25 protein-coding genes and 1 tRNA gene are annotated in these 24,428 nt (G+C 39.6%); 17 read left to right on the top strand and 9 right to left on the bottom strand.

Annotation, left to right across the window (positions count from 1 at the left end; translation table 11 throughout):
• The first annotated feature begins 54 nt into the window (after positions 1-54).
• From nqrF to ACXIUD_RS17190, 6 genes are all read left to right on the top strand, one after another.
• Entirely contained in the window at positions 55-1,350 is a 1,296-nt protein-coding gene (nqrF, locus tag ACXIUD_RS17215) for an NADH:ubiquinone reductase (Na(+)-transporting) subunit F (protein ID WP_458053884.1), read from the top strand.
• Positions 1,351-1,433: 83 nt separating this feature from the next.
• Positions 1,434-2,585 (top strand): formimidoylglutamase, encoded by a 1,152-nt coding sequence (locus tag ACXIUD_RS17210; RefSeq protein ID WP_458053883.1) that lies wholly within the window; start codon positions 1,434-1,436, stop codon positions 2,583-2,585.
• Entirely contained in the window at positions 2,585-2,812 is a 228-nt protein-coding gene (locus tag ACXIUD_RS17205) for a cytochrome b5 domain-containing protein (RefSeq protein ID WP_458053882.1), read from the top strand. Before ACXIUD_RS17210 ends, ACXIUD_RS17205 begins: the two co-directional genes overlap by 1 nt.
• Positions 2,809-3,651, top strand: coding sequence for an N-acetylglucosamine kinase (locus ACXIUD_RS17200; protein ID WP_458053881.1), 843 nt, complete (start codon positions 2,809-2,811; stop codon positions 3,649-3,651). The genes ACXIUD_RS17205 and ACXIUD_RS17200 overlap by 4 nt, the downstream gene beginning before the upstream one ends.
• A complete protein-coding gene (gene murQ, locus ACXIUD_RS17195; protein ID WP_458053880.1) occupies positions 3,648-4,460 on the top strand; it encodes an N-acetylmuramic acid 6-phosphate etherase in 813 nt (270 codons plus the stop codon). Before ACXIUD_RS17200 ends, murQ begins: the two co-directional genes overlap by 4 nt.
• Before the next feature lie 97 nt (positions 4,461-4,557).
• On the top strand, positions 4,558-5,940 hold the full coding sequence (locus ACXIUD_RS17190; RefSeq protein WP_458053879.1) for a pseudouridine synthase: 1,383 nt from the start codon (positions 4,558-4,560) through the stop codon (positions 5,938-5,940).
• Positions 5,941-6,078: 138 nt separating this feature from the next.
• Here ACXIUD_RS17190 and ACXIUD_RS17185 read toward each other — a convergent pair whose 3' ends face one another.
• The 7 genes from ACXIUD_RS17185 to ACXIUD_RS17155 form a co-directional block, all read right to left on the bottom strand.
• Positions 6,079-6,438 carry a hypothetical protein gene (locus tag ACXIUD_RS17185; RefSeq protein ID WP_458053878.1) on the bottom strand — a complete coding sequence of 120 codons (360 nt, stop codon included), beginning with the start codon at positions 6,436-6,438 and terminating at the stop codon, positions 6,079-6,081.
• A gap of 223 nt (positions 6,439-6,661) precedes the next feature.
• Positions 6,662-7,249, bottom strand: coding sequence for a hypothetical protein (locus ACXIUD_RS17180; RefSeq protein ID WP_458053877.1), 588 nt, complete (start codon positions 7,247-7,249; stop codon positions 6,662-6,664).
• Positions 7,250-7,735: 486 nt separating this feature from the next.
• Positions 7,736-8,212, bottom strand: a complete 477-nt coding sequence (locus ACXIUD_RS17175) for a DUF4252 domain-containing protein (protein WP_458053876.1) — start codon at positions 8,210-8,212, stop codon at positions 7,736-7,738.
• A gap of 87 nt (positions 8,213-8,299) precedes the next feature.
• On the bottom strand, positions 8,300-8,818 hold the full coding sequence (locus ACXIUD_RS17170; RefSeq protein WP_458053875.1) for a DUF4252 domain-containing protein: 519 nt from the start codon (positions 8,816-8,818) through the stop codon (positions 8,300-8,302).
• Positions 8,754-9,248: a hypothetical protein gene (locus ACXIUD_RS17165; RefSeq protein ID WP_458053874.1), complete on the bottom strand. Its 495-nt coding sequence runs from the start codon at positions 9,246-9,248 to the stop codon at positions 8,754-8,756. The genes ACXIUD_RS17170 and ACXIUD_RS17165 overlap by 65 nt, the downstream gene beginning before the upstream one ends.
• 59 nt (positions 9,249-9,307) lie before the next feature.
• Positions 9,308-9,727: an RNA polymerase sigma factor gene (locus tag ACXIUD_RS17160; RefSeq protein WP_458053873.1), complete on the bottom strand. Its 420-nt coding sequence runs from the start codon at positions 9,725-9,727 to the stop codon at positions 9,308-9,310.
• Between the two features lie 212 nt (positions 9,728-9,939).
• Positions 9,940-10,012, bottom strand: a tRNA-Phe gene (locus ACXIUD_RS17155).
• A 103-nt stretch (positions 10,013-10,115) separates the two neighbouring features.
• Here ACXIUD_RS17155 and ACXIUD_RS17150 point away from each other — a divergent pair.
• The 3 genes from ACXIUD_RS17150 (at position 10,116) to ACXIUD_RS17140 (ending at position 13,871) form a co-directional block, all read left to right on the top strand.
• The gene (locus ACXIUD_RS17150; protein ID WP_458053872.1) at positions 10,116-11,450 is read left to right on the top strand and encodes a 4Fe-4S dicluster domain-containing protein; all 1,335 of its coding nucleotides are present in this window, start codon (positions 10,116-10,118) and stop codon (positions 11,448-11,450) included.
• 74 nt (positions 11,451-11,524) lie between these two features.
• Positions 11,525-12,316 carry a (Fe-S)-binding protein gene (locus tag ACXIUD_RS17145; protein WP_458053871.1) on the top strand — a complete coding sequence of 264 codons (792 nt, stop codon included), beginning with the start codon at positions 11,525-11,527 and terminating at the stop codon, positions 12,314-12,316.
• Positions 12,317-12,518: 202 nt separating this feature from the next.
• Positions 12,519-13,871 (top strand): ATP-binding protein, encoded by a 1,353-nt coding sequence (locus tag ACXIUD_RS17140; RefSeq protein ID WP_458053870.1) that lies wholly within the window; start codon positions 12,519-12,521, stop codon positions 13,869-13,871.
• Here ACXIUD_RS17140 and ACXIUD_RS17135 read toward each other — a convergent pair.
• Positions 13,868-14,980: a diaminopropionate ammonia-lyase gene (locus tag ACXIUD_RS17135; protein ID WP_458053869.1), complete on the bottom strand. Its 1,113-nt coding sequence runs from the start codon at positions 14,978-14,980 to the stop codon at positions 13,868-13,870. The genes ACXIUD_RS17140 and ACXIUD_RS17135 overlap by 4 nt on opposite strands.
• Before the next feature lie 362 nt (positions 14,981-15,342).
• Between ACXIUD_RS17135 and ACXIUD_RS17130 the strand changes: the two genes are divergently transcribed.
• Both ACXIUD_RS17130 and ACXIUD_RS17125 read left to right on the top strand, forming a co-directional pair.
• Positions 15,343-15,834 carry a hypothetical protein gene (locus tag ACXIUD_RS17130; RefSeq protein ID WP_458053868.1) on the top strand — a complete coding sequence of 164 codons (492 nt, stop codon included), beginning with the start codon at positions 15,343-15,345 and terminating at the stop codon, positions 15,832-15,834.
• A gap of 49 nt (positions 15,835-15,883) precedes the next feature.
• Positions 15,884-17,812 carry an OmpA family protein gene (locus ACXIUD_RS17125; protein ID WP_458053867.1) on the top strand — a complete coding sequence of 643 codons (1,929 nt, stop codon included), beginning with the start codon at positions 15,884-15,886 and terminating at the stop codon, positions 17,810-17,812.
• Between the two features lie 386 nt (positions 17,813-18,198).
• Here ACXIUD_RS17125 and ruvB read toward each other — a convergent pair whose 3' ends face one another.
• Positions 18,199-19,233 carry a Holliday junction branch migration DNA helicase RuvB gene (gene ruvB / locus ACXIUD_RS17120; RefSeq protein ID WP_458053866.1) on the bottom strand — a complete coding sequence of 345 codons (1,035 nt, stop codon included), beginning with the start codon at positions 19,231-19,233 and terminating at the stop codon, positions 18,199-18,201.
• 152 nt (positions 19,234-19,385) lie between these two features.
• On the opposite strand from ruvB, the gene ACXIUD_RS17115 reads away from it, so the two are divergent.
• The 6 genes from ACXIUD_RS17115 (at position 19,386) to ACXIUD_RS17090 (ending at position 24,425) form a co-directional block, all read left to right on the top strand.
• Positions 19,386-20,453: an FAD:protein FMN transferase gene (locus ACXIUD_RS17115; protein WP_458053865.1), complete on the top strand. Its 1,068-nt coding sequence runs from the start codon at positions 19,386-19,388 to the stop codon at positions 20,451-20,453.
• On the top strand, positions 20,446-21,219 hold the full coding sequence (locus tag ACXIUD_RS17110; protein ID WP_458053864.1) for a class I SAM-dependent methyltransferase: 774 nt from the start codon (positions 20,446-20,448) through the stop codon (positions 21,217-21,219). The genes ACXIUD_RS17115 and ACXIUD_RS17110 overlap by 8 nt, the downstream gene beginning before the upstream one ends.
• Positions 21,209-22,009: a ZIP family metal transporter gene (locus ACXIUD_RS17105; RefSeq protein ID WP_458053863.1), complete on the top strand. Its 801-nt coding sequence runs from the start codon at positions 21,209-21,211 to the stop codon at positions 22,007-22,009. The genes ACXIUD_RS17110 and ACXIUD_RS17105 overlap by 11 nt, the downstream gene beginning before the upstream one ends.
• A 132-nt stretch (positions 22,010-22,141) precedes the next feature.
• The gene (locus tag ACXIUD_RS17100) at positions 22,142-22,564 is read left to right on the top strand and encodes an IS1/IS1595 family N-terminal zinc-binding domain-containing protein (RefSeq protein WP_189579357.1); all 423 of its coding nucleotides are present in this window, start codon (positions 22,142-22,144) and stop codon (positions 22,562-22,564) included.
• A 143-nt stretch (positions 22,565-22,707) separates the two neighbouring features.
• Complete coding sequence (locus ACXIUD_RS17095; RefSeq protein WP_458053862.1) at positions 22,708-24,150, top strand: porin; 1,443 nt, start codon at positions 22,708-22,710, stop codon at positions 24,148-24,150.
• 11 nt (positions 24,151-24,161) lie between these two features.
• A complete protein-coding gene (locus tag ACXIUD_RS17090) occupies positions 24,162-24,425 on the top strand; it encodes a DUF4212 domain-containing protein (protein WP_458053861.1) in 264 nt (87 codons plus the stop codon).
• The last annotated feature ends 3 nt before the right edge of the window (positions 24,426-24,428 follow it).

Below are 24,428 nucleotides of genomic sequence, written 5' to 3'. Positions count from 1 at the left end.
TGTGTTCCCAAAATTGGGGTTGTACTGAAAATAAAAAAGTTAAATTAACATTAAATGGGTTCAGTAATTATTACTTCGATTGTAGCATTTACGATTATTATCTTGCTACTCGTTTTCCTTTTGTTGTTTGCCCAATCTAAGCTTGTTGCCTCCGGCGATGTTAAAATCCTTATCAATGGTGAAAAGGAAATCATTACAGCAGCTGGTTCGACTTTGCTTAACACATTGAGCAATAACAAGGTTTTTCTTCCTTCTGCTTGTGGAGGGGGTGGTACATGTGCCATGTGTAAATGTGTGATTGAAGATGGAGGAGGAGAAGTACTTCCAACGGAAGAAGGTCACCTAAGTAGAGCTGAAAAGCAAGAAAAAGTTAGACTTACTTGCCAAGTCAAAGTGAAGCAGGATATGAAAATCCGTATTCCTGATGAAATCTTCGGCATCAAAAAATGGCAGTGTGAAGTTGTGTCCAACTACAACGTTTCTACATTTATCAAAGAATTTGTCGTAAAATTACCTGAAGGAGAAACATTACACTTCGAACCAGGAGGCTATATTCAGGTAGATGTTCCACCTACCACTGTTAATTTTAAAGATATCGATATCACTCCACATCCTGACTTGGGTCACAAGCAAGATGTGTATAAGGAAGAGTGGGATAAGTATCAAATGTGGGATTTAGTGATGAAAAACGACGAGGAGATTTTCCGAGCGTACTCTATGGCTAACCACCCTGCTGAAGGTAACATTGTAATGTTAACTATCCGTATTGCTACTCCACCATGGGATAGAGCTAACAATAAGTGGATGGATGTCAATCCAGGTATTTGTTCTTCTTATGTGTTTGCACAAAAACCAGGTGATAAAGTAACCATTTCAGGTCCTTACGGAGAATTCCACATCAATCCTACTCAGCGAGAGATGATTTATATTGGTGGTGGTGCTGGTATGGCTCCTTTGAGATCTCATATTTTCCACTTGTTCCATACGGAAAAATCTGACAGGAAGGTTTCTTATTGGTACGGAGGTCGTTCTAAGAAAGAGCTATTCTATCTTCCAGATTTCAGAAATATTGAAAAGGATTTCCCTAACTTCAAATTCTACATAGGTTTGTCTGAGCCTTTGCCAGAAGATAACTGGAACGTGAAAAAAGATTTGAATGATGATGGAGATGGTTATGTAGGATTTATCCATCAAATCTTGTGGGATAATTACCTAAAGCATCACTCTGATCCAGATGAAATCGAATTTTACCTTTGCGGTCCTCCATTGATGAATGCAGCAGTTCTAAAAATGTTGGATGACTTGGGAATACCGCAAGAAAATATACGATTTGACGACTTCGGTGGTTAATCAACAAAAGGTCCTGTTTCTGCAGGACCTTTTTTATTTCAGTACATTTTTTACTTATTTTGGGATTACGTCAAGAGATATCCATGAATCTATCCGAATATTTTAATCCCATTTCCGATTCCTTTTTCAATAATACTTACGCTACCAATGCTTTTGTAAAATCTATTCAAGTTCATCAAGAAACCTTTCCCGACCTTCGAGGAATTCAATTGGCACTCATTGGTCTTACCGAAAAGAGAGGTGTATCCAAAGGTGATAGTATTGAGCGTGGAGTCGTTGATATTCGTGAAAAATTATATGCGTTAAAGAAAGGAGAAGGATTATATAAGATTGCTGATTTGGGTAATCTTAAGTGTGGGGATTCTTACAAAGATACCATTCAGCTGATGAAGGAAGTAGGTGAATTCTTGATGAACCAACAAATTTTGCCCATATTTTTTGGAGGGTCTCATGATTTGGATGTAGGGCAATATTTGTCCTACGAAGCCATGGATAAATTGATCAGTGTGGTTACGGTTGATGCAAAAATCGATATGGAGGATGAGGGGCCTGCTGCGGATTGCCACTCCCAATCCATAATATTACACCAGCCGAATTATTTATTCAATTATAGTCAGTTAGCCTATCAGAGTTTCTTGGTGGATAAGGAGTTAACCAATGCATTGGAAAAGTTAAATTTCGAGCATTTGAGATTGGGCTTGTTAAAAGGTAATTTTAAAGAAGTAGAGCCTATCATCAGAAATACTGATATGTTGAGTATAGATGTTTCTTCCATTCAGTCATCCGATGCTCCTGGGGCATATGATGCACAACCTTTTGGACTTTCAGGAGAAGAGGCATGTCAGTTGTGTCGGTTTGCTGGGATGAATGAAAAACTTTCTTCCATAGGGATTTACGGTTATCAGCCTTATTATGATGATACCCGCAATAAAACAGCTTCAGTAATTGCAACGATGATTTGGTATTTCATAGATGGTTTTTACGAGCGTAGAGATTCACTTAGCTTTGCCAGTTCAGACTATATAAAATATACCGTATCTTTGGATGATAATCCTGCTTTTATTGTCTTCTATAAAAGTAAGCGTAGTGAAAAATGGTGGATGGAGGTTCCCTTTCACACAGAAAATAAGTACGACAGAAATCACATCATACCTTGTAGCTATTTGGATTATCAAACAGCTCAAAAGGGAGAGATTCCTGAGCGCTGGATCAATGCCCAACTGAAACTATTTTGATGAAAGGGTATACCAAACAACAATTAGCTCTTAGAAATGGTCAAGATAAACCTGAAATCTGGGTGGCATACAAAGGAGTAATTTATGATGTGAGTGTCTCACGTTTATGGAAAAATGGAAAGCACTATGAGCACTGGGCAGGACAGGATTTGACGGAAGAATTGGAAGATGCACCACATACGGCAAATGTTTTTCTCAAATTTGAACCAATTGGACAGTTGATATGATATTGATTGCAGATAGTGGTGCCAGCAAAACTGATTGGAGGCTGATAACTAAGGACAAGGAAATTTCCCAATTTAGAGGAATTGGTTTCAATCCCAACTATCAAACTTCTGAAGAAATGGCCCAAGAGCTACAGGTTGATTTTTTGATGAACTTAAGTGAAGAAGTCGAAAGCATTTACTATTACGGTGCTGGATGTACTTCCCATAAAAACAGGCAGCAAGTGGAGGCTGCTTTGAGAAGTATTTTTAAAAGAACAGAAATCGTCGTGGACCATGATTTGATGGCCGCTGCTCGTGCTACTTGTGGTAGTAGGGCAGGAATTGCCTGTATCCTAGGAACGGGGTCTAACTCTTGTGATTATGACGGTGAATTGATAATAGCCAAAAGACCTGCACCCGGATATATTTTGGGTGATGAGGGTGGTGGAGCTTATATAGGTAAGCGGTTTTTAGCAGATTTTATTCATGAAGAAATGCCAAAGAAAATTAGGGATTTGGTATTGGAAAAGTTTCAACTAGATAATCCGCAAATCATTGAACATGTGTATCAAAGACCATTTCCTGGAAGATATATGGCTAGTTTTTGTAGATTTATTACCGATCATAAGCATGAGCCTTATTGTTACATGCTCTATTACCAGTCTTTCGTGGAGTTTTTCAAAAAACATATCATGAAGTACGATGACTACAAAAAGAAGCCTGTTAATTTTGTAGGATCCATAGCGTTTTATAACAGTGACATCTTGCGAAGTGCTGCATATGATCACGATATACATGTGAATTTAATTTTGGAAGGTCCCATCTCGGGTCTTGCCTTATATCATCAACAACTATTATGAATACAACTGAAAGTGCTTCCTACTATGATAATTTAGAGCAAATGGAGATTTCCGAACTGCTACAAAATATCAATCGTGAAGATCATAAAGTTCCTTCTGCGATTGGTAAGGCTATACCAGCCATCGAACAGTTGGTAGCCTCAATTGTCCCAAGAATGGAAAAGGGCGGCAGGTTGTTTTATATTGGAGCAGGGACAAGTGGAAGATTAGGGATTTTGGATGCTTCTGAATGTCCCCCTACCTATGGGGTGCCTCATGACTGGGTAGTAGGAATAATTGCCGGTGGAGACTCTGCCATTCGCAAAGCAGTGGAAAATGCAGAAGATGATCCCAAACAAGCATGGCTTGACATTCAAGCTTTTGGTTTTAATCCTCATGATACGATTGTCGGAATAGCAGCCTCTGGTACTACCCCTTACGTTATTGGAGGGGTGCAAGAAGCTAAAAATGCTGGATTATTGACCGCATGTATTTCCTGTAACTACCAAACCCCTTTGGCTGCTGCAGTAGATATTCCTATAGAGGTAGTAGTAGGCCCTGAGTTTGTGACAGGAAGTACGCGGATGAAGGCAGGTACTGCTCAAAAGCTTGTCCTCAACATGATTTCCACGACTGTTATGATCAAACTTGGTAGAGTCAAAGGAAATAAAATGGTAGATATGCAACTTTCCAATGAGAAATTGGTAAAAAGGGGGACCAAAATGATCATGGAGGCAACAGGTCTGGATGAGATGATAGCTAAAGAAGCTTTGCTGACGCATGGCTCGGTAAGGGCCGCTGTTCAAGCATTTTATAACAAATCGAATTAATCCAAACATTTTATCTACCTTTGTATTCCCTTTGACGGAAGTGCTGAGCCCTGAAAGTGAAAGGGTTAAATTAATCCAGCAGAGATGCTGCATCTATATGAAAAGAGATAATAATAGAAGACCATCAGGTGATGGTCAGGGTAGAAGAAGCCCTAAAACAGAAAGCGGTAGCTATCCTAAAAAGAAGACTACTGATTCACGTTTTCAAAAAGAAGATTCAGGATCCAAAAGACCTGAAAGAGGAGACGAAAAACCATTTTTTAATAAGAAAAACGAAGGACTAAGAGGTACTTACACCAACACACCTAAGAAAGAAGATTCAAAATTTGGGAAGTTTTCCAAAGAGGAGAAACCTTATGGAAAGTCGGGAGATAAAAAACCGTATGGTAAATCTTCGGACCAGAGAAATGAAGGAAGCAAAAGCTATCAGAAAAAAACTGATTCAAGACCTTCTGATAATTCTGAGGATAAAAGATCATTTGGAAAAAACGAAGGAAAAGGATATCCTAAATCCAATGAACGAAAGCCCTCTTTTGATAAACCAGCTTTTTCCAAAAATCAGGTAGGTACCAAGCCGGAAGGCAAAGCAGTTTATAGAGGAAGAGGAAAGGATGAGAAACCAGTTTTTGATTGGGTACCAAAAGAAAGTGGTTCTTCAGAGCGTCCAAGAAAAAAGAAATTCAAAAATCCATTTGAAAAAACTGCTCCTGTAGAGAGACCAGAATATAACTTTGAGCGATTAGAAAAGAATCATAACAAGCAGAAGAATACGGATGCAATCCGCTTGAATAAGTATATCTCTAACTCTGGTATTTGCAGCAGAAGGGAAGCGGATGAGTTGATTACCAAAGGAGAGATTAAGGTGAATGGGCAGGTGGTGACTGAAATGGGTTACAAGGTAGCCTTGACAGATCGAGTTACTTACAAAGGTAAAACGATCAATCCCGAAAAGCCTGTATATTTGCTATTAAACAAGCCTAAGGACTTCATCACGACCACAGATGATCCAATGGAGCGGAAGACAGTGATGCACTTGGTAGCGAATGCTTGTGAGGAGCGAATGTTTCCGGTAGGTAGACTTGATAGAAACACTACAGGTCTACTACTCTTCACCAATGATGGAGAATTAGCCGCTAAACTATCTCACCCCTCCAATCAGATCAAAAAAATCTATCAGGTTACTTTGGATAAACCTATTACCAAAGGAGATGAAGAAGCTATTTTGGAAGGGTTGATGTTGGAAGATGGAGAAGTACAGGTAGATGATATGCAAGTGCTATCCAAGGACCGAACTATTTTGGGTTTGGAAATTCACGTAGGGAAAAACAGAATTGTCCGCAGAATATTTGCTCACTTGGGCTATGAGGTAGTTGCACTCGATCGTGTAATGTATGCCGGTTTGGACAAAAAGGATTTACCGAGAGGAAGGTATAGATTTCTTTCTGAGAAGGAAGTTGTTCGCTTGAAATTCTTCATATAATGAAAAGGCTGTCTCTACCCAAAAGAGACAGCCTTTTTTAGTTGGTTTTGATTATTTGATGGGAGCCATCACCCCAATAGATGTAGATATAAATATTGAATGCGGGATTCATCTTTTAACGTGGATCTAGAATAAAGATTAAAGCCGCAATCTTTGTGAAAACCCATCTTCTGATTTTAGGATTACCTCAATTTTACTTCTCGAATTCACCCCCTTTATTTTGTATCGCTTTAAAAATCCGGTGCTTTCCTCCACTGTGTACTCATGGACCAATTTGTTGTTTTTATACACATGCACAGTCATGTCTTTGGGTAATAAAGTATTTACTTTCAATCTAAATTGATTGAAGTCTACTTTTTCCAATTGAGAGAATACCACAGGCTGGGTACTTTTTGCTGTGATAGTTGGAAGCACACGTACATTTAAGTTGTCATCATCCGCTGCTATCATGGGTGTACTGATCAATAAAGCACAAATAAAGAGAGCAATAGTTTTCATAGTAGTGTAAGTTTAGTTGGTTTGGAAATTTATTTTCGAGTATGCAATCTTAAGAGTGGATACCCTAATAGTTGGTTATCGACTATTAATTACGGCTGTATTGCTTTATGGTTTCATGCTGATTAACAAACATTTAAATGGCAGCCATCAGATTTGTTTATGCAAAAAAAAGCCTCGAAATCAATCGAGGCTTTCATTAACATAGTAAACTTTCGTCACAAGATTACTTCACGGCAATCAATTCAGAGAATCCATCATCTGATTTTACCAAGAATTCAATCTTTGCTCTTGGATTCAAACGCTGAATCTTGTAAAGCTTTTGGAATCCTTGGGTATCCGTCAGACGCTCCTCATGGATCAATTTGTCGTTTTCAAATACATATACCGACATATTGGAAGGAAGCAATGGGTTTACCAAAAGCTTGAACTGATTGTAATCTGTACGTTCTACTTTTGAGAAAATTACAGGCTTGGAAACTCTTGGAGTAGTATCTACTAAAGTAGAGTTAACTAGTTCTGTACCCTCAAATACCTCCACTTTATAGATTCCGGAAGCCAATTTGGAGAAATCATAATACTTAGCAAATGCCTGCTTGGCATTGATGACATCTCTTTGAAGCATGACACGGTTTTCGTCATAGATTCTTACTACCAATGTACTAGTAGCATTTTCACCGTACAATAACTGCAATTTACCTTTTTCTATTTCTCTCAAAGAAATAGTCCCTCTTTCACGGTCAACTGGACCCGAAGCTGCGATACTCACCATACTAATCAGCATGGCAAACACCAATGAATACATTTTTTTCATTTGAATGATAGTTTAATAGGTTTAAGAAATTCTTTTTGAAAGCATACCCCTCTTCCCAGGATTGGGGCGGGTTATTTGGGATGATTCGTCGACTTTCACTTTACGACAACGATACAAAGTTGAGACAAGTTTCATTCAGATGCAAATATTTCAATAAAAATGTTTAAACGTTAACGATATGGCAAAAAAATAAGATGATTATTGAAAAATAAAAAATACGCATTCTCTTTTTCCGCAATCGGTTTCCGAAGGAAACTTTTGCTTTCTTTAACAACAAAAACCAAAGAATATTTTTTTTCTAAAGCTGATAGTTGATTTGTTTTTCATATATCAAAAATCCATCGATACATACATATTGGCTCATCAAAATAAACATGCCTGAGCGAACATTTACTTAACACAAAAGCTGAGCAAAGGTCGTTCAGGCATGAGAAACTCTAGCTTAGGCAGTCTTTTCCCGCTTTCGCTTCAGGTTGAAAGCTCGTTTTATTCAAAGGTTTTCCCAAGAGCAGCAAGGGATTTTGAATTGAAGTCGCCCAGTAATTCGAAGACCATGTAATCCCCGTTTTCTCCACTTACCAATACCACTACATCTTTGATTTGTTTTGATCCTTTTGAGTAAATTTGGACGGCATTGGATTTTTGTCCCGCTTCTATCAGAAGCTCAAAATTTTCTTTTTCCAAGGATTTGGCGAGTGCCTTAAACTCACTGCTTGCTGCGGATGTAGGTAATTTAAACATCTTTATCCGATCTATCGAATTTGATAAGATATCAGCGCCATCATCATTTAGCTGGATATTTAGGCCTTTGGCCAAATTCATAAAACTTCCTCCAAGATCCAAGTGGAAAAAATCTGGATTTGATTTATGTTTTTGGTATAAGGTTTCTACAGATTTGCTCTGAGCAAAACTGCTACCTACAAGTGTTACAAGCAGAGCGGAGATAATGAATACTTTTTTCATAATAGAATTGGGTTTAGTCATTTAAAATTTCTTTCAGTTGAAACTCTAACTTTTTGTTGTCTTTCGCATTTCCCTTGTATTTCCACCCTATTTCCCCTTATACTTTTCCATCCCAGGAATGCTTGTCTTCTCTGCTAACATATTCAAGTCTTGATAGGTGAAATTTCCTAGCATGCTCATCAATGTGAAACTTTCTTTGGAGCCAGTGATCATCAATAATTCTCGGATTCGGCCATTTTCCTCCCGAACCATGAATTTTACGCTGGAATCTTTTTCTTGAACATCCATAAGATCCTCATACTTATTTTTCGTCAAGGTGCTCATGGCTTCCTGGTAAAATGTTTTCCCATTTACTTTATCGGCAGATAAAATTCGGATTCCTCGGATTTTGGATATCAGTTCCCCAAGGTCTTTTGCTTCGTTATCGGAGACTTTGTCAGATTTGAGAAATCCACCTGCCATTTGCATCATTTTGGGGCTGATGTAGACTCTAGAAAAGCGATCATCTTCCATGTATTTGGAAAAGAACTTGACGATGGCATCATCCTGTGCCTGCGCAGATCCCAGTAGGAAAAGGCAGAAAATAGTGAAGAAATATTTTTTCATAGGTATTTTTATTCAATGTCAAACAAATTAATAGGAGCCTGGAGGTGGCGTAGTTCCTGTAGGATTTCCATACTTCACTTCCTTTTTGCATATTTTCTTGAATAAGAGATAGAGCTGCCACGACCTGTTCGTAGGCCTCTCGTTCTGCTTTTTGTTGCTGATGTTGAAATATTCCAAAAGCAACACCCACAATCAAAGCTATACTTGCAGCATAACCGATCCAAGGTCTTTTCCAAAGCGGCACGACTTCTTTTGGCTGCTCGAAGTCGTTTTCATTTATTTGAGAAAACTCATAGATTCCTGAGAAAAACTCCTTGGCTGACTCAGATCCATCTACCTGACTCAAAAGAAATCGTAGCTCTTTTTCTTCTTCTAAGCTTGTTTTCCCCTCCCAATATTTTTCCAATAAATTATCTATCCGTTTGTTCATTTCTTTCCAGTTAAGTGGACTTTCAATTGCTGCCGTGCTCTAAATAAATTGACCTTTACTTAGTCTAAATTGATTTCCAGGTAGTTGGCTATTTCCTCATACGTTAATCCTTCCACTTCCCTAAGAAGGAAAACCTCGCGTTGCTTTTCAGGAAGTTTTTCCAAAAACCTCCATACCAGCTGTATTCTATCGGTACTTTCCTCTTCATTGATTTTTGTAGAATCCTCTAGGTCCAAATCACCCAGAGGATCAATTTTCCTTGTAGAGCGAAAGTGTTGCAAGCTTTCATTCCTTAAGGCCTTAACCATCCATCCTGTGGGATTATCCATATGTTCTAAGTCATTTTTTCTTACCCAAGCTTTTTCGAAGACTTGCTGCAACATATCATTTGCTACCTCCCGGTCCTTGACCCAGAGATATGCCATCCGATAGAGTTTGCTCTTTAAAGGCCAGATATGTGTTTCAAAAAATGACTTCATTCGGGAAGATGATGCATGGGGACTGGAAATGTTACAGAAAAATGCGAAAAAATTTCCAACTTAGAATGAATTTAAATTAAATCGAAAAAATAGTATGCAAGCAGACTATTTTGTATTTTGCGTCACGTTATTGGAAGAGAAATGATGATTAGCAAAGGAATAAAATCAAAAGGTCTAGAAACAAAAAAAGTCCCGAATTGCTTCGGGACTCGTGGTGATGAGTGGACTCGAACCACCGACTCACGGATTTTCAGTCCGATGCTCTACCAGCTGAGCTACATCACCGTCTGATAAAGTGATGCAAAGGTAGGAATAAGAAGTTTTCTTGCAAATCATTTGAATAAAAAATTTATAATAAACCCAATCAAAAAACGCTAAAACAAACAATATGAGTATTTTATCTCAACTCCTTTTTGTCCTGATTTTGGGTGCTGCAGGGTACATTTTGTACAAACGTGTATCATTTCTGCGCCGAAACATCTTCTTGGGTAAAAAAGAAACCCGAAATGATCAATCGGACAAGCGATGGAAAACCATGTTGCTAGTCGCCTTTGGACAACAAAAAATGTTCAAACGATTTGTACCTGCTTTCCTCCATCTGTTGATTTATGTAGCCTTTGTGGTGATTAACCTTGAAGTGCTTGAGTTCATCATCGATGGTCTGACTGGCTCTCATAGAATATTCGCACCTTTCTTGGGTGCTGCTTATGGGGTGGCGATGAATGTATTTGAATTTTTGGCAATCGCCGTCTTGGTTTCCTGCGTAGCTTTCCTTATCCGTCGAAACGTGATGAAAGTGGAGCGCTTTACCAAACCAGAAATGAAAGGCTGGCCTGCCATGGATGCCAACTTGATTTTGGTAATTGAAATCATCTTGATGTTTGCCATCCTGACCATGAATGCTACTGATCAATTGTTAGCCGAACGTGGTGTCGAAAAGTATACCTTATTAAATGGCTTAGTCTTTAGTAGCCTCATTCAGCCACTATTTGCCAATATGAGCGATGGGGCCTTGATTGCAATCGAACGTTTTGCTTGGTGGTTCCACATTGTAGGTATTTTGGGTTTTGCCATTTATGTAACCTATTCCAAGCATTTACACATATTCCTTGCTTTCCCTAATACGTGGTATTCCAACTTGAAACCAAAAGGCGAAATGCAAAACATGGACGAGGTCACCAACGAAGTGAATATGATGTTGGGAATTGCAACCGAAGCAAGTGCGGAGCCTCCTGCAGAAATAGGTAGATTTGGTGCAAAAGATATCAATGATTTGAGTTGGGTGAATGTGATGAATGCCTACAGCTGTACCGAGTGTGGTCGTTGTACATCAGAGTGCCCTGCCAATCTTACTGGAAAAAAACTTTCTCCTCGTAAGATCATGATGGATGTCAGAGACCGAGCGGATGAAGTGGGCAAAAGCATAGATGCTGGTGGTCCTGGTTTGGAGGATGGCAAGTCTTTGTTGGGCGATTATATCACTAAAGAGGAGATTAATGCTTGTACTTCCTGCAATGCCTGCGTGGAAGCATGCCCTGTAAATATTGACCCATTGTCCATCATTCTACAGATGAGAAGATATGTGGCAATGGAAGAATCAGGTACGCCTGCCCAGTGGAATGCTATGTTCCAAAATATGGAAACCTCTTTCTCCCCATGGAAATTTGCCCCAACCGATCGATTCAACTGGGCAGAATCCTTGAAGAATGAAGAAATTAAGTAAAGAAACAAGAATCAAGAGACAAGAAACAAGATAGTTTCAATCTGAATTCTTACATCTAAAATCTAAAATATCCCATGTCTACATATAAAGTTCCAACCATGGCCGAGATGGCCGCTTCCGGTGAAAGTCCTGAAATCTTGTTTTGGGTAGGTTGTGCCGGTTCTTTTGATGATCGATACAAGGCCGTCACACAGGCTTTTGTCAAAATATTGAATAAAGTGGGTGTGAGTTTTGCCGTACTTGGTCCTGAGGAAGCCTGTACAGGTGACCCTGCCAGACGTGCAGGAAATGAATTCCTTTTCCAAATGCAAGCTGTGGCAAATATCCAAGTATTGAATGGCTATGAGGTAAAAAAGGTGGTGACGGCCTGCCCTCACTGCTTCAACACCATCAAAAACGAATACCCTGCATTAGGCGGCAACTATGACGTGATTCATCACTCCCAGTTTTTGCAAGAGCTCATCAACCAAGGCAGAGTTGTCTTGCAAGGTGGGGGAGAATTCAAAGGCAAAAAAATCACCTTCCACGATTCCTGCTACCTTGGCAGGGCGAACGATGTCTATGAAGCACCTCGGGAAGTTATCAAAGCCTTAGATGTAGAATTGGTAGAAATGAAGCGTTGCCGTACCAAAGGCTTGTGTTGTGGTGCCGGTGGTGCACAGATGTTTAAGGAACCGGAGAACGGAAAAAAAGACATCAATATTGAGCGTACCGAGGAGGCCCTATCCACGGGAGCCTCTGCGATTGCCGTTGGCTGTCCATTCTGTTTGACCATGATGACTGATGGAGTAAAAAATAAGGAGCGTGAACACGATGTAAAAGTCTATGACTTGGCAGAGATGATTGCCAAGGATATGGGGATATAAGCTTTTACAGGAGGTTTAAACCCGGCAGGTTTTCAAAACCTGCCGGGTTTTTTTATCCCTGATTAAGTTATTTGCCCTTATTCTGTTACATGGGTTTTACAAAATTACCCTTATTCTGTTACAAATTTTTACTAAAATTACCCTTACTTTGCGACAAGAAATCCAAAAAAATGCCTTTACTTTGTGACAATTAGATGTAGAAATGGGTTTTAATAGACAGATTTTCAGTAAATTGAAAGAATGGAAGTATTCTTCCAATAGAAAACCTTTGGTACTCAGAGGAGCTAGGCAGGTTGGCAAAACCACATTGGTCAAAAGTTTTGCGGTTCAATACACTCATTTTATCTCTCTGAACCTTGAAAAACCATCTGATAAATCTTATTTTGAGGATTTAGATCAAGTACGAGATATTGTAGAATCTATTTTCTTAGCTCAGAATTTATCCATTGACTCATTATCTCAAACGTTACTTTTTCTAGATGAAATCCAAGAATCGCCCAAAGCCATTCATTTGCTACGGTATTTTTATGAAGAGTTTCCGGATTTACATGTGATTGCGGCAGGATCTTTATTGGACTTTGCTATCAAAAAAGTGTCAAGTTTTCCTGTTGGGCGGGTTCAATTTTTATACCTACATCCATTAAATTTTTTGGAGTATTTGGAAGCAATGGACCAAAATGTAGCATTGGAACAATTGAAAATGATTCCTTTGAGGCCTATAGCCCATAAGTTATTAATGGAGCTTTTTCATCGATATGCCATTATTGGAGGAATGCCCGAAGTGGTGAAAATGGATATTGAGAAGAAAAGCTTATCTGATTTGATTGCAGTCTATGAAAGTATCTGGGGGACCTACAAAAACGATGTTGAAAAATATGCTTCTAATGATTCAGAAGTTAGGGTGATCAAGCATATCATGAATACAGCTCCCCTATCTCTTGATAAACGAGTTAAATTTCAGGGTTTTGGAAATTCCAATTATAAGTCTCGAGAGGTTGGGGAATGTTTTCGAATGTTGGATGATGCAAAAATTATCCGATTGATTTATCCTACCACCGATTTAGCTCCCCCTATCCAATCAGATTTGAAAAAGTCTCCAAGACTTCAATTGTTAGATACGGGTTTGGTCAATTATTCTTTGGGAATTCAAGGCCAATTATTAAAAATGGAAGAATTAAGTGCTGCATTCAAGGGTGCATTGATCCCGCACTTGGTTACACAAGAAATAATTTCCATACAGGATTTGACGGACCAAAAACCTAACTTTTGGATACGTGAAAAAAATCAATCCAGTGCAGAGGTGGATTTGGTGTATCCTTATGAAGGCAAATTAATTCCTATCGAAATCAAATCAGGTGCAACAGGCTCTCTGAGATCATTGCATCAATTCTTAGATGCAGCAGACCATGGTTATGCAATTCGGGTGTATGCAGGAAAATTGGAAGTGGAAGAAACAAAAACTCCCGCAGGCAAACCCTACAAACTACTCAATTTACCCTACTACTTAGGGACTCAGATTCAACAATATGTTGATTGGTTTATTAAAAATTACTAACGACCTACGATTTTATTAAAACTATCCACATCCGTATCCGCCTCTGTATTGAAGAATAATACCTTGCTTTCCTCTGTAATGTGCAAGTGATTTTTCAATACCTCATAAGCTGGATCTTCCATCAACGCTAGAAACCCTGCTAAACCAGCCGCCCCAGATTCTCCCGCAATGACGCTAGGGTCAGATTCAGACTGATGGTACAGTAGTCTCATGGCTTTTTTGGTATACTCATCGGGAATGCATAGGCATGCATCTGCCCCTGCTTGGATAATTTCCCATGCACTTAAGGATGGTAACCCACAATTGAGTCCGGCCATGATAGTTTCGAAAGAACAATCGGGTTGAACTCTTTCACCTGCATGGAAAGATGTCAAAACTCCATTGGCTTCTGCTGGTTCTACTAAGACTATTTTTGGTCTGTTTTTCCCATACCGACTGAGATAATAATAAATCCCAGAAGCTGCCCAGCTACCCACTCCTGCTTGTAAAAATACAAAGTCTATTGCAGGCTCAGGAAGTTGATGAATGCTATCTTCCAGTTCTTTGAAATGAGTCAAATAGCCCGCCATGATATACGCGGGTATTTCCTCGTATCCTTCCCAAGCTGTATCTTGGACCAAGGTACATCCATTTTCTTGACACAGTTTTTCAGCTGCTATACAAGCATCATCGTAAGTCCCCTGAATTTGAATGACAGTAGCCCCTTCTTGTTCGATGGCTTGAATCCGCATCTGTGTCGTATCTCTAGGGACGAGTATTACGGATTTTTTTCCAGCAATAGTAGCAGCCCACGCCACCGCTCTCCCATGATTTCCGTCAGTGGCAGTGCAAAATGTATGAATGTTGGGGCTTTTTTCAAGGATTTTGTGGATAGCAAAAGAAGCTCCCAAGGCTTTAAAAGCTTTTAAACCAAATCGATGCCCCTCGTCTTTTATGAAGATATTTTTGACACCAAATCGTTTTGCTAATTCAGGTAACTCAAGTAATGGAGTGAGGGTATAAGACGACAAACTTTGGTGATAAGTAAGCGCATTATTTTCTTGAAAAATCTGTGTGGTAAAAGATTCTGTAAGAAAGTTACTTGGCTTATTGATAAAGTATGGGATCATAAATGACTGCCGATAGTTTATAAATTACAAGAAGCAAGATACAAGGGCTTAGATTGAATACGTTAGAAAAAAACTTTTTTTGATTTTCAATACAAATAAAAAATCAAGGTGCTCACAGATTTGCACAGTTTGTTTGCTGACCCAAAGTTTCTCTTCACCTTCACTTTTTCCAATATGGAGTTCACGCAACGGCGCCACGAATGAACGCAACGGACGCAAAGGTTGAGCTAAATTCTAAAAGTATAGCGTTTTCTTTACTCTAAACGAAACCGTTGTCAGTTGACCGTTGACTGTGGACTTTTTAAACCAAGAACTATTTTCCCCAAAATCAGCTTATTTTAGCAAATCATTGAACTACCACTATGTATTTGGAATTTGAACAAATGCCTGAACATGCGCGGGTATGGGTATATCAGGCAGATAGAAAGTTTACAGCTGAGGAGACGGCATGGATTACAAGCCGATTGGAGGCATTTTGTGCGCAATGGAATACCCATGGTGCGATGATGCCTACTTCTTTTGAAATCTTTTTTGATCAGGTGATTGTCATGAGCGTGGATGAAAGCAGATTGGGAGCAAGTGGCTGTTCGATAGACAGCTCGGTTCGTACCTTAAAAGAAATAGAAGATAGATTTGGAGTAAATCTATTGGATCAGGGAAAAGTTTCTTATCAGGTTAGCTCAGATAATCTTGCGGTAACTTCAGCGTTTCAAATAAAGAGCCATATTCAAGAAGGAAAGTTAACATCTGAAACCCTTATCTTGAATCCACTCGTTAAAACAAAGGAAGATTTGGGTAATCAATGGTTGATTAGAGCAAAAGATAGTTGGCTAAACAAATACTTCTCGAATTAATTATAAATTATGTTTTATATTTAGTCCTGCGAAAAATCTCAAGTGATCAATGAAGGCAATAAACCTGTTTTACAGTCTGCTACTGTTTTTGGTAGTTTCATCCTGCACCTCTGTCATGCAAAAAGGATTGAATCAGTATTCTGCAGGTGAATATCAAGTAGCCTTAAATACCTATACCAAAGTATTAGAAAAAGACCCTGACAATGCCGCAGCCAATTTATATGTGGCAGAAAGTTATCGTCTTTCCAATCGCATAGAACAGGCCATTCCTTACTATGAAAAGCTTGTTGAACAGGAAGAATCTTTTGATAATTTGTATAAGTTAGGCAGAGCGAGAAAAAGTGTAGGGAATTATGAAGGAGCACGTGAAGCTTTTGAAAAAGCCCGTGATTTGACTTTGGATGATAATCATCAGAAATTACTGGCTTTGGACCTTAAAAATTTGGATGAAATCGAAGCTATTGAAGATTATTTCCCTTACCTAGAACTCGAAAATTACCGCTTGCTCAATACTCCTCAAGCAGATTATGCACCTTTTGTCAATAGTGGATTTTTGTATTTCACTTCTGGAAGACAAAGTGCAGCAGTGTATAAAGGTACAGGTACACCTTATCACAAATTATTCAGGACTCGTATAGAGGGCACTCGAGTAGATGTGCAAAATGTGCAGCCGCTACCAGAGTTTAGAAATGAAGAAGGACTCAATCAGGCAGCTCTAACCATGACCCCTGATGGCAATACTATTGTGTATGCAAGGGGAAATTCCACATCCAATAAAGACCTTCCCGAGGTTCAGCTTTTTGCCTCATATTTCAGGGGAGGAGGCTTTACACAGCCGATTTGGATGCCAGTGAATGAAGATGAGTTTTGGCACAATACTTCACCCATGATCAGTCCCGATGGTTCAGAACTCTATTTTGCATCCAATAGACCCGATGGACAAGGAGGTTTAGACCTATATGTGGCTACTCGTCTAGCTAATGGTGATTTTGGAAATGCAAAAAACCTAGGCCCTCAAATCAATACTCCCGGAAATGAAATGTTTCCTTACCTAGCTCCCGATGGAAAATTGTTTTTTGCTTCGGATGGACATCCGGGCTTTGGGAAATTGGATTTATTTGTAGCCGAACGAACAGATAAAGGATGGGAAGTGAAGAATTTGGGTTCAAATATCAATACGGTAAAAGATGACTTTGGAATCTTTTTTACGAAATATCCTACCGAGGGCTTCTTGAGTTCTGATAGAGAGGGAGGTCTTGGAGATGATGATATTTATGTCTTTGAGGATAAGACTCCTAAACCGAAAATCATCAATGTCTTGCTGAATGTAACCACACTTGAAAACAAGGATGATGGAACTACGGCAACTTTACCACAAACGCGAGTTGTGTTATATGATGCTGCCAATAAAAACCTAGGTGGAGATTTCTCCAATCAAAACGGTCGTCTGAGATTTACTTTGGCACCAGATGCTAATTTTACTATCATTGCCAGTAAGTCGGGTTATTTCTCTAAGAGTATTACTTATGATACCAGAGGGAAGACCCCACGTCTTGAAGACTTGATTCAAGAAGTCACCAATATTACTTTGGATACTACGATTGTGTTGGATCCGTTGATTTTAGAGCGTTCGATTGTGTTGGAAAATATTTATTACGATTTGGATAGGGCTGAAATCAGACCTGATGCCGCGCTTGAATTAGATAAATTGGTGCAGATCCTGAAGGATAATCCAGCCATTCGAATCGAATTGAGTTCGCATACCGATGATCGTGCCAGCGATGCGTATAACAATAGCCTATCTCAACGAAGAGCGGAGTCTGCAGTTGCTTACTTAGTATCTAAAGGTATCGATGCAGATAGGTTGGTAGCCAAAGGATATGGCAAGCAGCAGCTGATTATCCCGAATGCACGCACAGAAGAAGAGCATCAGGTCAACCGACGTACAGAATTCAAGGTGATCGAAATCAAGCAATAGCTTATCGAAATAAATCAGACAAAGGGGTGTTTACGAGAGTAAATGCCCTTTTTTTATGGCCACAAAGGCACGTAGGAGGATTCCACGTAACCATACCTGATGGATGTAGGCATTTTAAACTAGTATGATACCTGATTCGCCCTTATCTAAGGAATAGTTAGTTTGATTTTTATGAGTTGATTTTAAAATTTCCTCGCATGGCTCGAGGGATTGGGTTTCCTCCTTTTTTACATTCCTTCATCATTCGGAGTTCGACGTTCATCATTTGACATTTTTTCTCGTTACGGGCGCAACGTTTAAACGCAACGTCTACTACAACGTAAGTCTTTCATTTCAAATTCCTCATTCAAAATTCCTAATTTCTCTCCCCCTTCATCCTACCTCTCTTACCCAAACAAGGTCCCAGTTTGCCCACCAAAATCAGGCTTGATTTTAAGGTGCTTGTAGGCTTGTTCGGTGGCCATCCTTCCTCGGGCTGTACGCTTGAGGTAGCCTTCTTGGATGAGGAAGGGTTCGTACACTTCCTCAATGGTTTCGGCTTCTTCCCCGCAGGCGGTGGCTATGGTACTTAGACCCACAGGACCTCCCTTGAATTTTTCAATGATGGTCTGAAGGATACGGTTGTCCATTTCGTCCAAGCCATTTTCATCCACGTCCAATGCATCTAAGGCCATTTTGGCGATATCTATGCTGATCTTGCCATTGCCTTTGACTTCGGCAAAGTCACGGGTTCGTCGTAAAAGCATATTGGCAATACGGGGTGTACCTCTACTCCTTCGGGCGATTTCATAAGCAGCCACATCATCGATCGGTGTTCCTAAAATCCCTGCCGAACGGCCCACTATATCGGTCAATAATTTAGCATCATAATATTCCAATCGTGAATTGATGCCAAAGCGGGCACGTAAAGGGGAGGTCAAGAGGCCTGAACGGGTGGTAGCGCCAATGAGTGTAAATGGATTGAGGGAAATCTGAACTGATCTGGCATTTGGACCAGAATCCAACATGATGTCAATCCGGTAATCCTCCATGGCCGAATAGAGGTATTCCTCGACAATAGGGTTGAGTCTGTGTATTTCATCGATGAAAAGTACATCTCCAGACTCCAAATTTGTCAACAAACCAGCCAGGTCTGATGGTTTATCCAGTACAGGACCAGAGGTGATCTTAATGCCTGCATCCAATTCATTGGCTATGATATTACTTAAAGTGGTTTTACCTAAGCCTGGAGGTCCATGTAAAAGCACATGGTCAAGAGGTTCATTGCGTTTTTTTGCTGCTGTGACAAATATTTTTAAGTTTTCTACAATCTTAAACTGCCCCGTAAAGTCATCAAAGCTCAATGGCCTCAAGGCTTTTTCGTATTCTTTTTCCTGAGAACTCAGGTTGCTTTTATCTCCGCTTAGGTAATCTTCTCTCATATCTCACTCTTGAGTCAAACAAAGATACAAAATTAACGTGAGTGTAGGTGTCTTTCATTTGGTACATAGAAAAGCAGTTTTGTTGCATTTGTAAGGCAGCGAGGAAATTAAATTGGAAAATAAGCTTTAACTTTCGGAAAAATCACCTCATTATGAATAACAACGCCCAAAAGAATATCATTTATTCGATTATTCTCTTGCTTTTAGTCGTTATCGTCTACTTATACAGGCAAAATAAAGAAGGTTCTGAAGATCTCGGAGCTGCAGCTACCGATGCTGTGGGAAGGATGGTCATAGATGGACAGACCATGGGAACCACTTATCGAATTGTATACTTAGATCCGGAGGGTAGAAACCTCAAGTCAGCAGTAGATTCTTTATTGATCGTTTTTAACCAATCCTTGTCTACCTATATTTCGGATTCCGAGATTAGTCGATTCAATCAATCGGATTCTTTGGTTTTTGATCTTCCGTTTTTTTTACCTGTGTTAGAGTCTAGTAAGGAGGTCTTTGAAATGACCAATGGTGCATTTGATCCAACGGTAGGTCCTGTGGTTAATTTATGGGGGTTTGGTCCAGGGGGGCCACAATTGAAGGATTCAGTGAATATCGCTGCTATACTTCCGCGCATTGGTTTCGATAAAATCACTTTTGACCAACAACAAGTACGCAAACTAGTTTCCGGCATGTATTTGGACTTTTCTGCTATCGCCAAGGGCTATGGTGTAGACGTCGTAGCGGAGTATTTGGAATCTAAAGGAATTGAAAATTTCTTGGTGGAAATTGGTGGAGAATTGGTTGCCCGAGGGTTGAATGATAAGGGAGAGTTGTGGAAAGTGGGAATCAATAAGCCTGAAGAAATGGGAAGTGCTAGTGAGTTGTATTCGGTTGTGGCTTTAGAAAATAAAGGGATGGCTACTTCAGGAAATTACCGAAACTATTATGAAGTCGATGGGCTAAAAATTTCCCATACTATTGATCCTAAAACAGGAAGACCAGTACGTCACGGATTGTTAAGTGCAACGGTACTGGCAGAAGATTGCATGATTGCTGATGCTATTGCGACTGCATTGATGGTCATGGGTACAGAAAAAGCGATTGCCTTACAAGAATCCTTGAAGAGTTTTGAAATCTTTTTGATTTTCAATGACGAATCAGGAGAGTTAAATTCATTTGCAAGCGAGGGGCTTAAGCCATATTTGTCATTTATTCATGAGTAATTGTGTTTCGTTGGTAGCCACTTCGGGTGGATTGATGAAGGATTGGTTTTCTTCTCCCTACTTTCAGATTTTATATAAAAACAGGGACACTACAGAAGCTCAGTACTTTATTAATAGATTGGATGACTACTTTCAATTTAAAAAGGGTACCAAAGCTATGGATTTGGCATGCGGTAGGGGAAGGCATAGCATCTCTCTTTATCAAAAAGGACTAGAGGTAACAGGTGTAGATTTCTCGCCATTAAGTATTTCAGAGGCCAAGAAATTTGAAGTACCTGGCCTTTGCTTCGTGGAAGCTGATATGAGGACTTTTCTAGAAGAAGAAAGCTACGATTACATTTTCAATATGTTTACAAGCTTTGGTTTTTTCGGCGATAATCAACAAAATCAGCAAGTGATTGATTGTGTGTATAAAAATCTTAAACCAGGAGGACTATTCTTAATAGATTACCTCAATGCAGATTTCATTTTGGATAATTTTGTGCCGCAAGAACAAAAAATAGTGGATGGTATCAATTTTCATATTACAAGAACTGTGAAACAGGGACATATCATCAAGGATATCCGCTTTGAAGATCAGGGAAAAGCATTCCATTTTCAAGAATCTGTACAGTTAATTACTCGGGAGATGTTTGAGTATTTCTTTGAAAAGGCAGGTTTTGTGCTGAAAGATGTATTTGGAGATTATTCCCTAAGGCCCTATGTGAAGCATCTCAGTGAGCGAATCATTTTTGTCATTCAAAAACCAATCATACATGTTGACTAACTTTCTCCTATTGTTCTTAACAGCCATGGTGGCTGGAGGATTGGCTTATTTTATTCCGAGTTGGGAGGAGCGATACTTCAAATTAGTCTTGGTGTTTGCAGGATCGTATCTCTTTGCAATAACGGTATTGCATATTTTGCCAGACCTATTTGTGGATGCTCCCAATCCAAGCTGGATGGGTTTTTATATTTTGATTGGGTTTTTATTGCAACAAGTATTAGCACTATTTTCCACAGGTGTGGAGCATGGACATATTCACCATCCAAGTCATGCCCATCAGCATGGAGTGCAGATGGGTGTTTGGACCTTGATGATAGGATTATTTGTTCATGCATTTTTGGAAGGCACCTTATTATCTCATGAAGGAGTACTCGTAGAGCATTTGCATGACCATAGTCATGATGCTCATGATCATAATCACGGACACCATCACCATCATCATGGGCATAACAATTTGTTGTTGGGAATTTTATTGCACAAGGGACCGGAAGCATTTGCTTTGGTGGCTGTGTTGACTACGAGTATGAAAAAGCGATGGGTATTTGTATTGCTGACCATTTTTGCTTTGGCATCTCCTGCGGGAATGTTGCTGAGTAACTTTTTATATGAGGCAGATATCTTAGGAAGAAATGGTTTGAATATCTTTTATGGAATAGTTGCGGGAGGCTTTTTGCATATCTCCACCACTATTTTCTTTGAGAGTAGTCCAGACCATAAATTCTATTTAAATAAGGTTTTGGTTAGTATTTTGGCCTTCACATTGGCAGTAATTCTCGAATTGTTTTTGTAAATTTAAATTCCGAATTGAGCAGTCATATCCATAGATAATTTTGATTTCACTTTTTGAATTCCAGCGAAAATCTATATATTGCTAATAAGTTATAGTTTCGCTAATTTAGTATATCAAACCCAAAATAATCCTATGGAAAAGCCTACTTGTCCCAAATGTGAGCAGGAAAAAGTTGTCAAAAGTGGTGTTGTTGGTGGAAGACAGCGCTTCAAATGCAAAAAATGTGGTTACCATTTTACAGTCAACAAGCTTGGGAAAGCCATAGATAAGTACTATGTGGTCAAAGCATTGCAGCTATATATCGAGGGTATTTCTTATCGTGAAATCGAAAGAATATTGGGTGTAAGCCATGTTTCTGTGATGAATTGGGTGAAACAATACAAAATAAAAGCACCTGAAAGCTATGATTATCGCCCCACCTACCGAGTACTCAATCACACTGAATTGGTCAAATATATGGCTCAGAAGGAGAATTTGACAGATACAGGTATGTTGATCACCGAGTTAGGAGATAAGTTTATGATTATCAAATGGGAGCGCTTTAAAAATCGATGATCCAAATAATGTTTTGTTCGCTATAGTAATTTTACAAATATCTACCATCATTTTTCATTTTGGGTTGTATATGTTCAATTTAGATTCCACTTGTTGGTCGGGCCCGACTGCAATCAGTCAACATCAACAAAACCCAAAATACTATGCACAGCTCTATCAAATGGTTGCTGGGTGTATTCATGGGACTCATCTTTCTTCAACCGGCAGTAGCGCAAGACTCTCTTGCCAACTTTCGTGCGGCTAAAGATGATATCACAGATCACTCTTATAAACCACTGACGCTCAATTTAACGGATGATGGATCGAAGTATATTCGGTTCATTGTATGGAATCAAATGTGGGCTCGCGTTACCGAGAATAACCCGGGAACTCTGGGAGTCGATGGAGCTCCTAGAAGAACTACGGCAGACATAGGCATCAGGCGAGCACGTTTTTTGGCTTATGCGCAGATCTCCCCAAGATTTATGGTTTTGACCCATTGGGGGATCAACAATCAAACCTTTACCAATGGAGGTGTACCAGGCGGTGGTGCTACTGGAAACCCAGGAAATATTCCTGTAACCGTCAATCCTGAAACAGGGGTTGGTTCAGCAGCTGGAATGTCTGCCAAAAAACCTCAATTATTCTTCCATGATATCTGGACAGAGTTTAAGATGTTGGATGAACTCTATGTGGGTATGGGGCTTCATTATTGGAATGGTATCTCACGAATGACCAGTCACAGTACCTTGAATTTTTTGGCGGTAGATGGCCCCATTTTCAACTGGCCATTAATTGAATTGACGGATCAATTTGCCCGTCAGTTTGGCTTTTACGCCAAAGGACAAGTTGGCAAATGGGATTACCGTGCAGCATTGAATAAACCATTCTCTGTAGGAGCGGGAGGTAGATTCGATGAAAGTACCCAACGACCTATTGCTGCTAATGTGGTCAATGATAATTGGGCTACCCAAGGATATCTTGCCTATCAGTTTTTGGAAACAGAAAATAACAAGCTTCCTTTTTTTGTAGGATCTTATCTAGGTACAAAATCAGTGTTTAACGTTGGCGCGGGATGGCATCACCATAAGGGAGCTACTAATTCCAGAAATGCAAATGGAGCCGTAGATACCCATGACATGTTGCTCCTTGGTTTTGACACCTTTCTTGATATTCCTCTCAACAAAGCTAAAGGTACAGGCTTAACCAACTACAATGTATTTTATAACTACGATTTTGGTCCTAATTACATGCGGAATGTTGGAGTCATGAATGTTGGTTTTGGTGCTGGTACTACCCAAAATGGTCCGGGCAACGCACAACCGACGATTGGCACTGGTCAGATTTTCTACTCTCAAACAGGATTATTGCTTCCTAGAAGCTTGTTGAACGGGAAAGGGCGCTTACAGCCTTTTGGTGCTGTGACACATAAGAACTTTGAATTCTTCGAAGAAAGTTCTTGGCAATATGACTTGGGTATCAACTACCTACTCAATGGTCATCATGCAAAAATCACTTTACAATACGGGCACCGCCCACTCTTTGAAAACTACAGAAGAGCAGGTGGGGCCGGTGAATTTATCTTACAAACCCACATCTTTCTATAATACTCATTACTATGTCAGACAACAAACAAAAAATGCAGGACTACTGGAAGAAGAATCTTCGGACACTTCTTATCCTATTGGTCATTTGGTTCACCGTTTCTTTTGGATTCGGAATTCTCTTGGTTGATCAGCTCAACACCATCAGGTTGGGAGGTTTTAAATTAGGCTTTTGGTTTGCTCAACAGGGCTCCATCTACGCTTTCGTGGTATTGATTTTTGTCTATGTGTATAGAATGAATCAATTGGATAAAGAATTTGACGTAAACGAAGAATAACCC

This window comes from Mongoliitalea sp., assembly GCF_054166905.1.
Note: the sequence above shows the minus strand (reverse complement) of the source record. Positions and strands in the feature narration are given on the sequence as shown.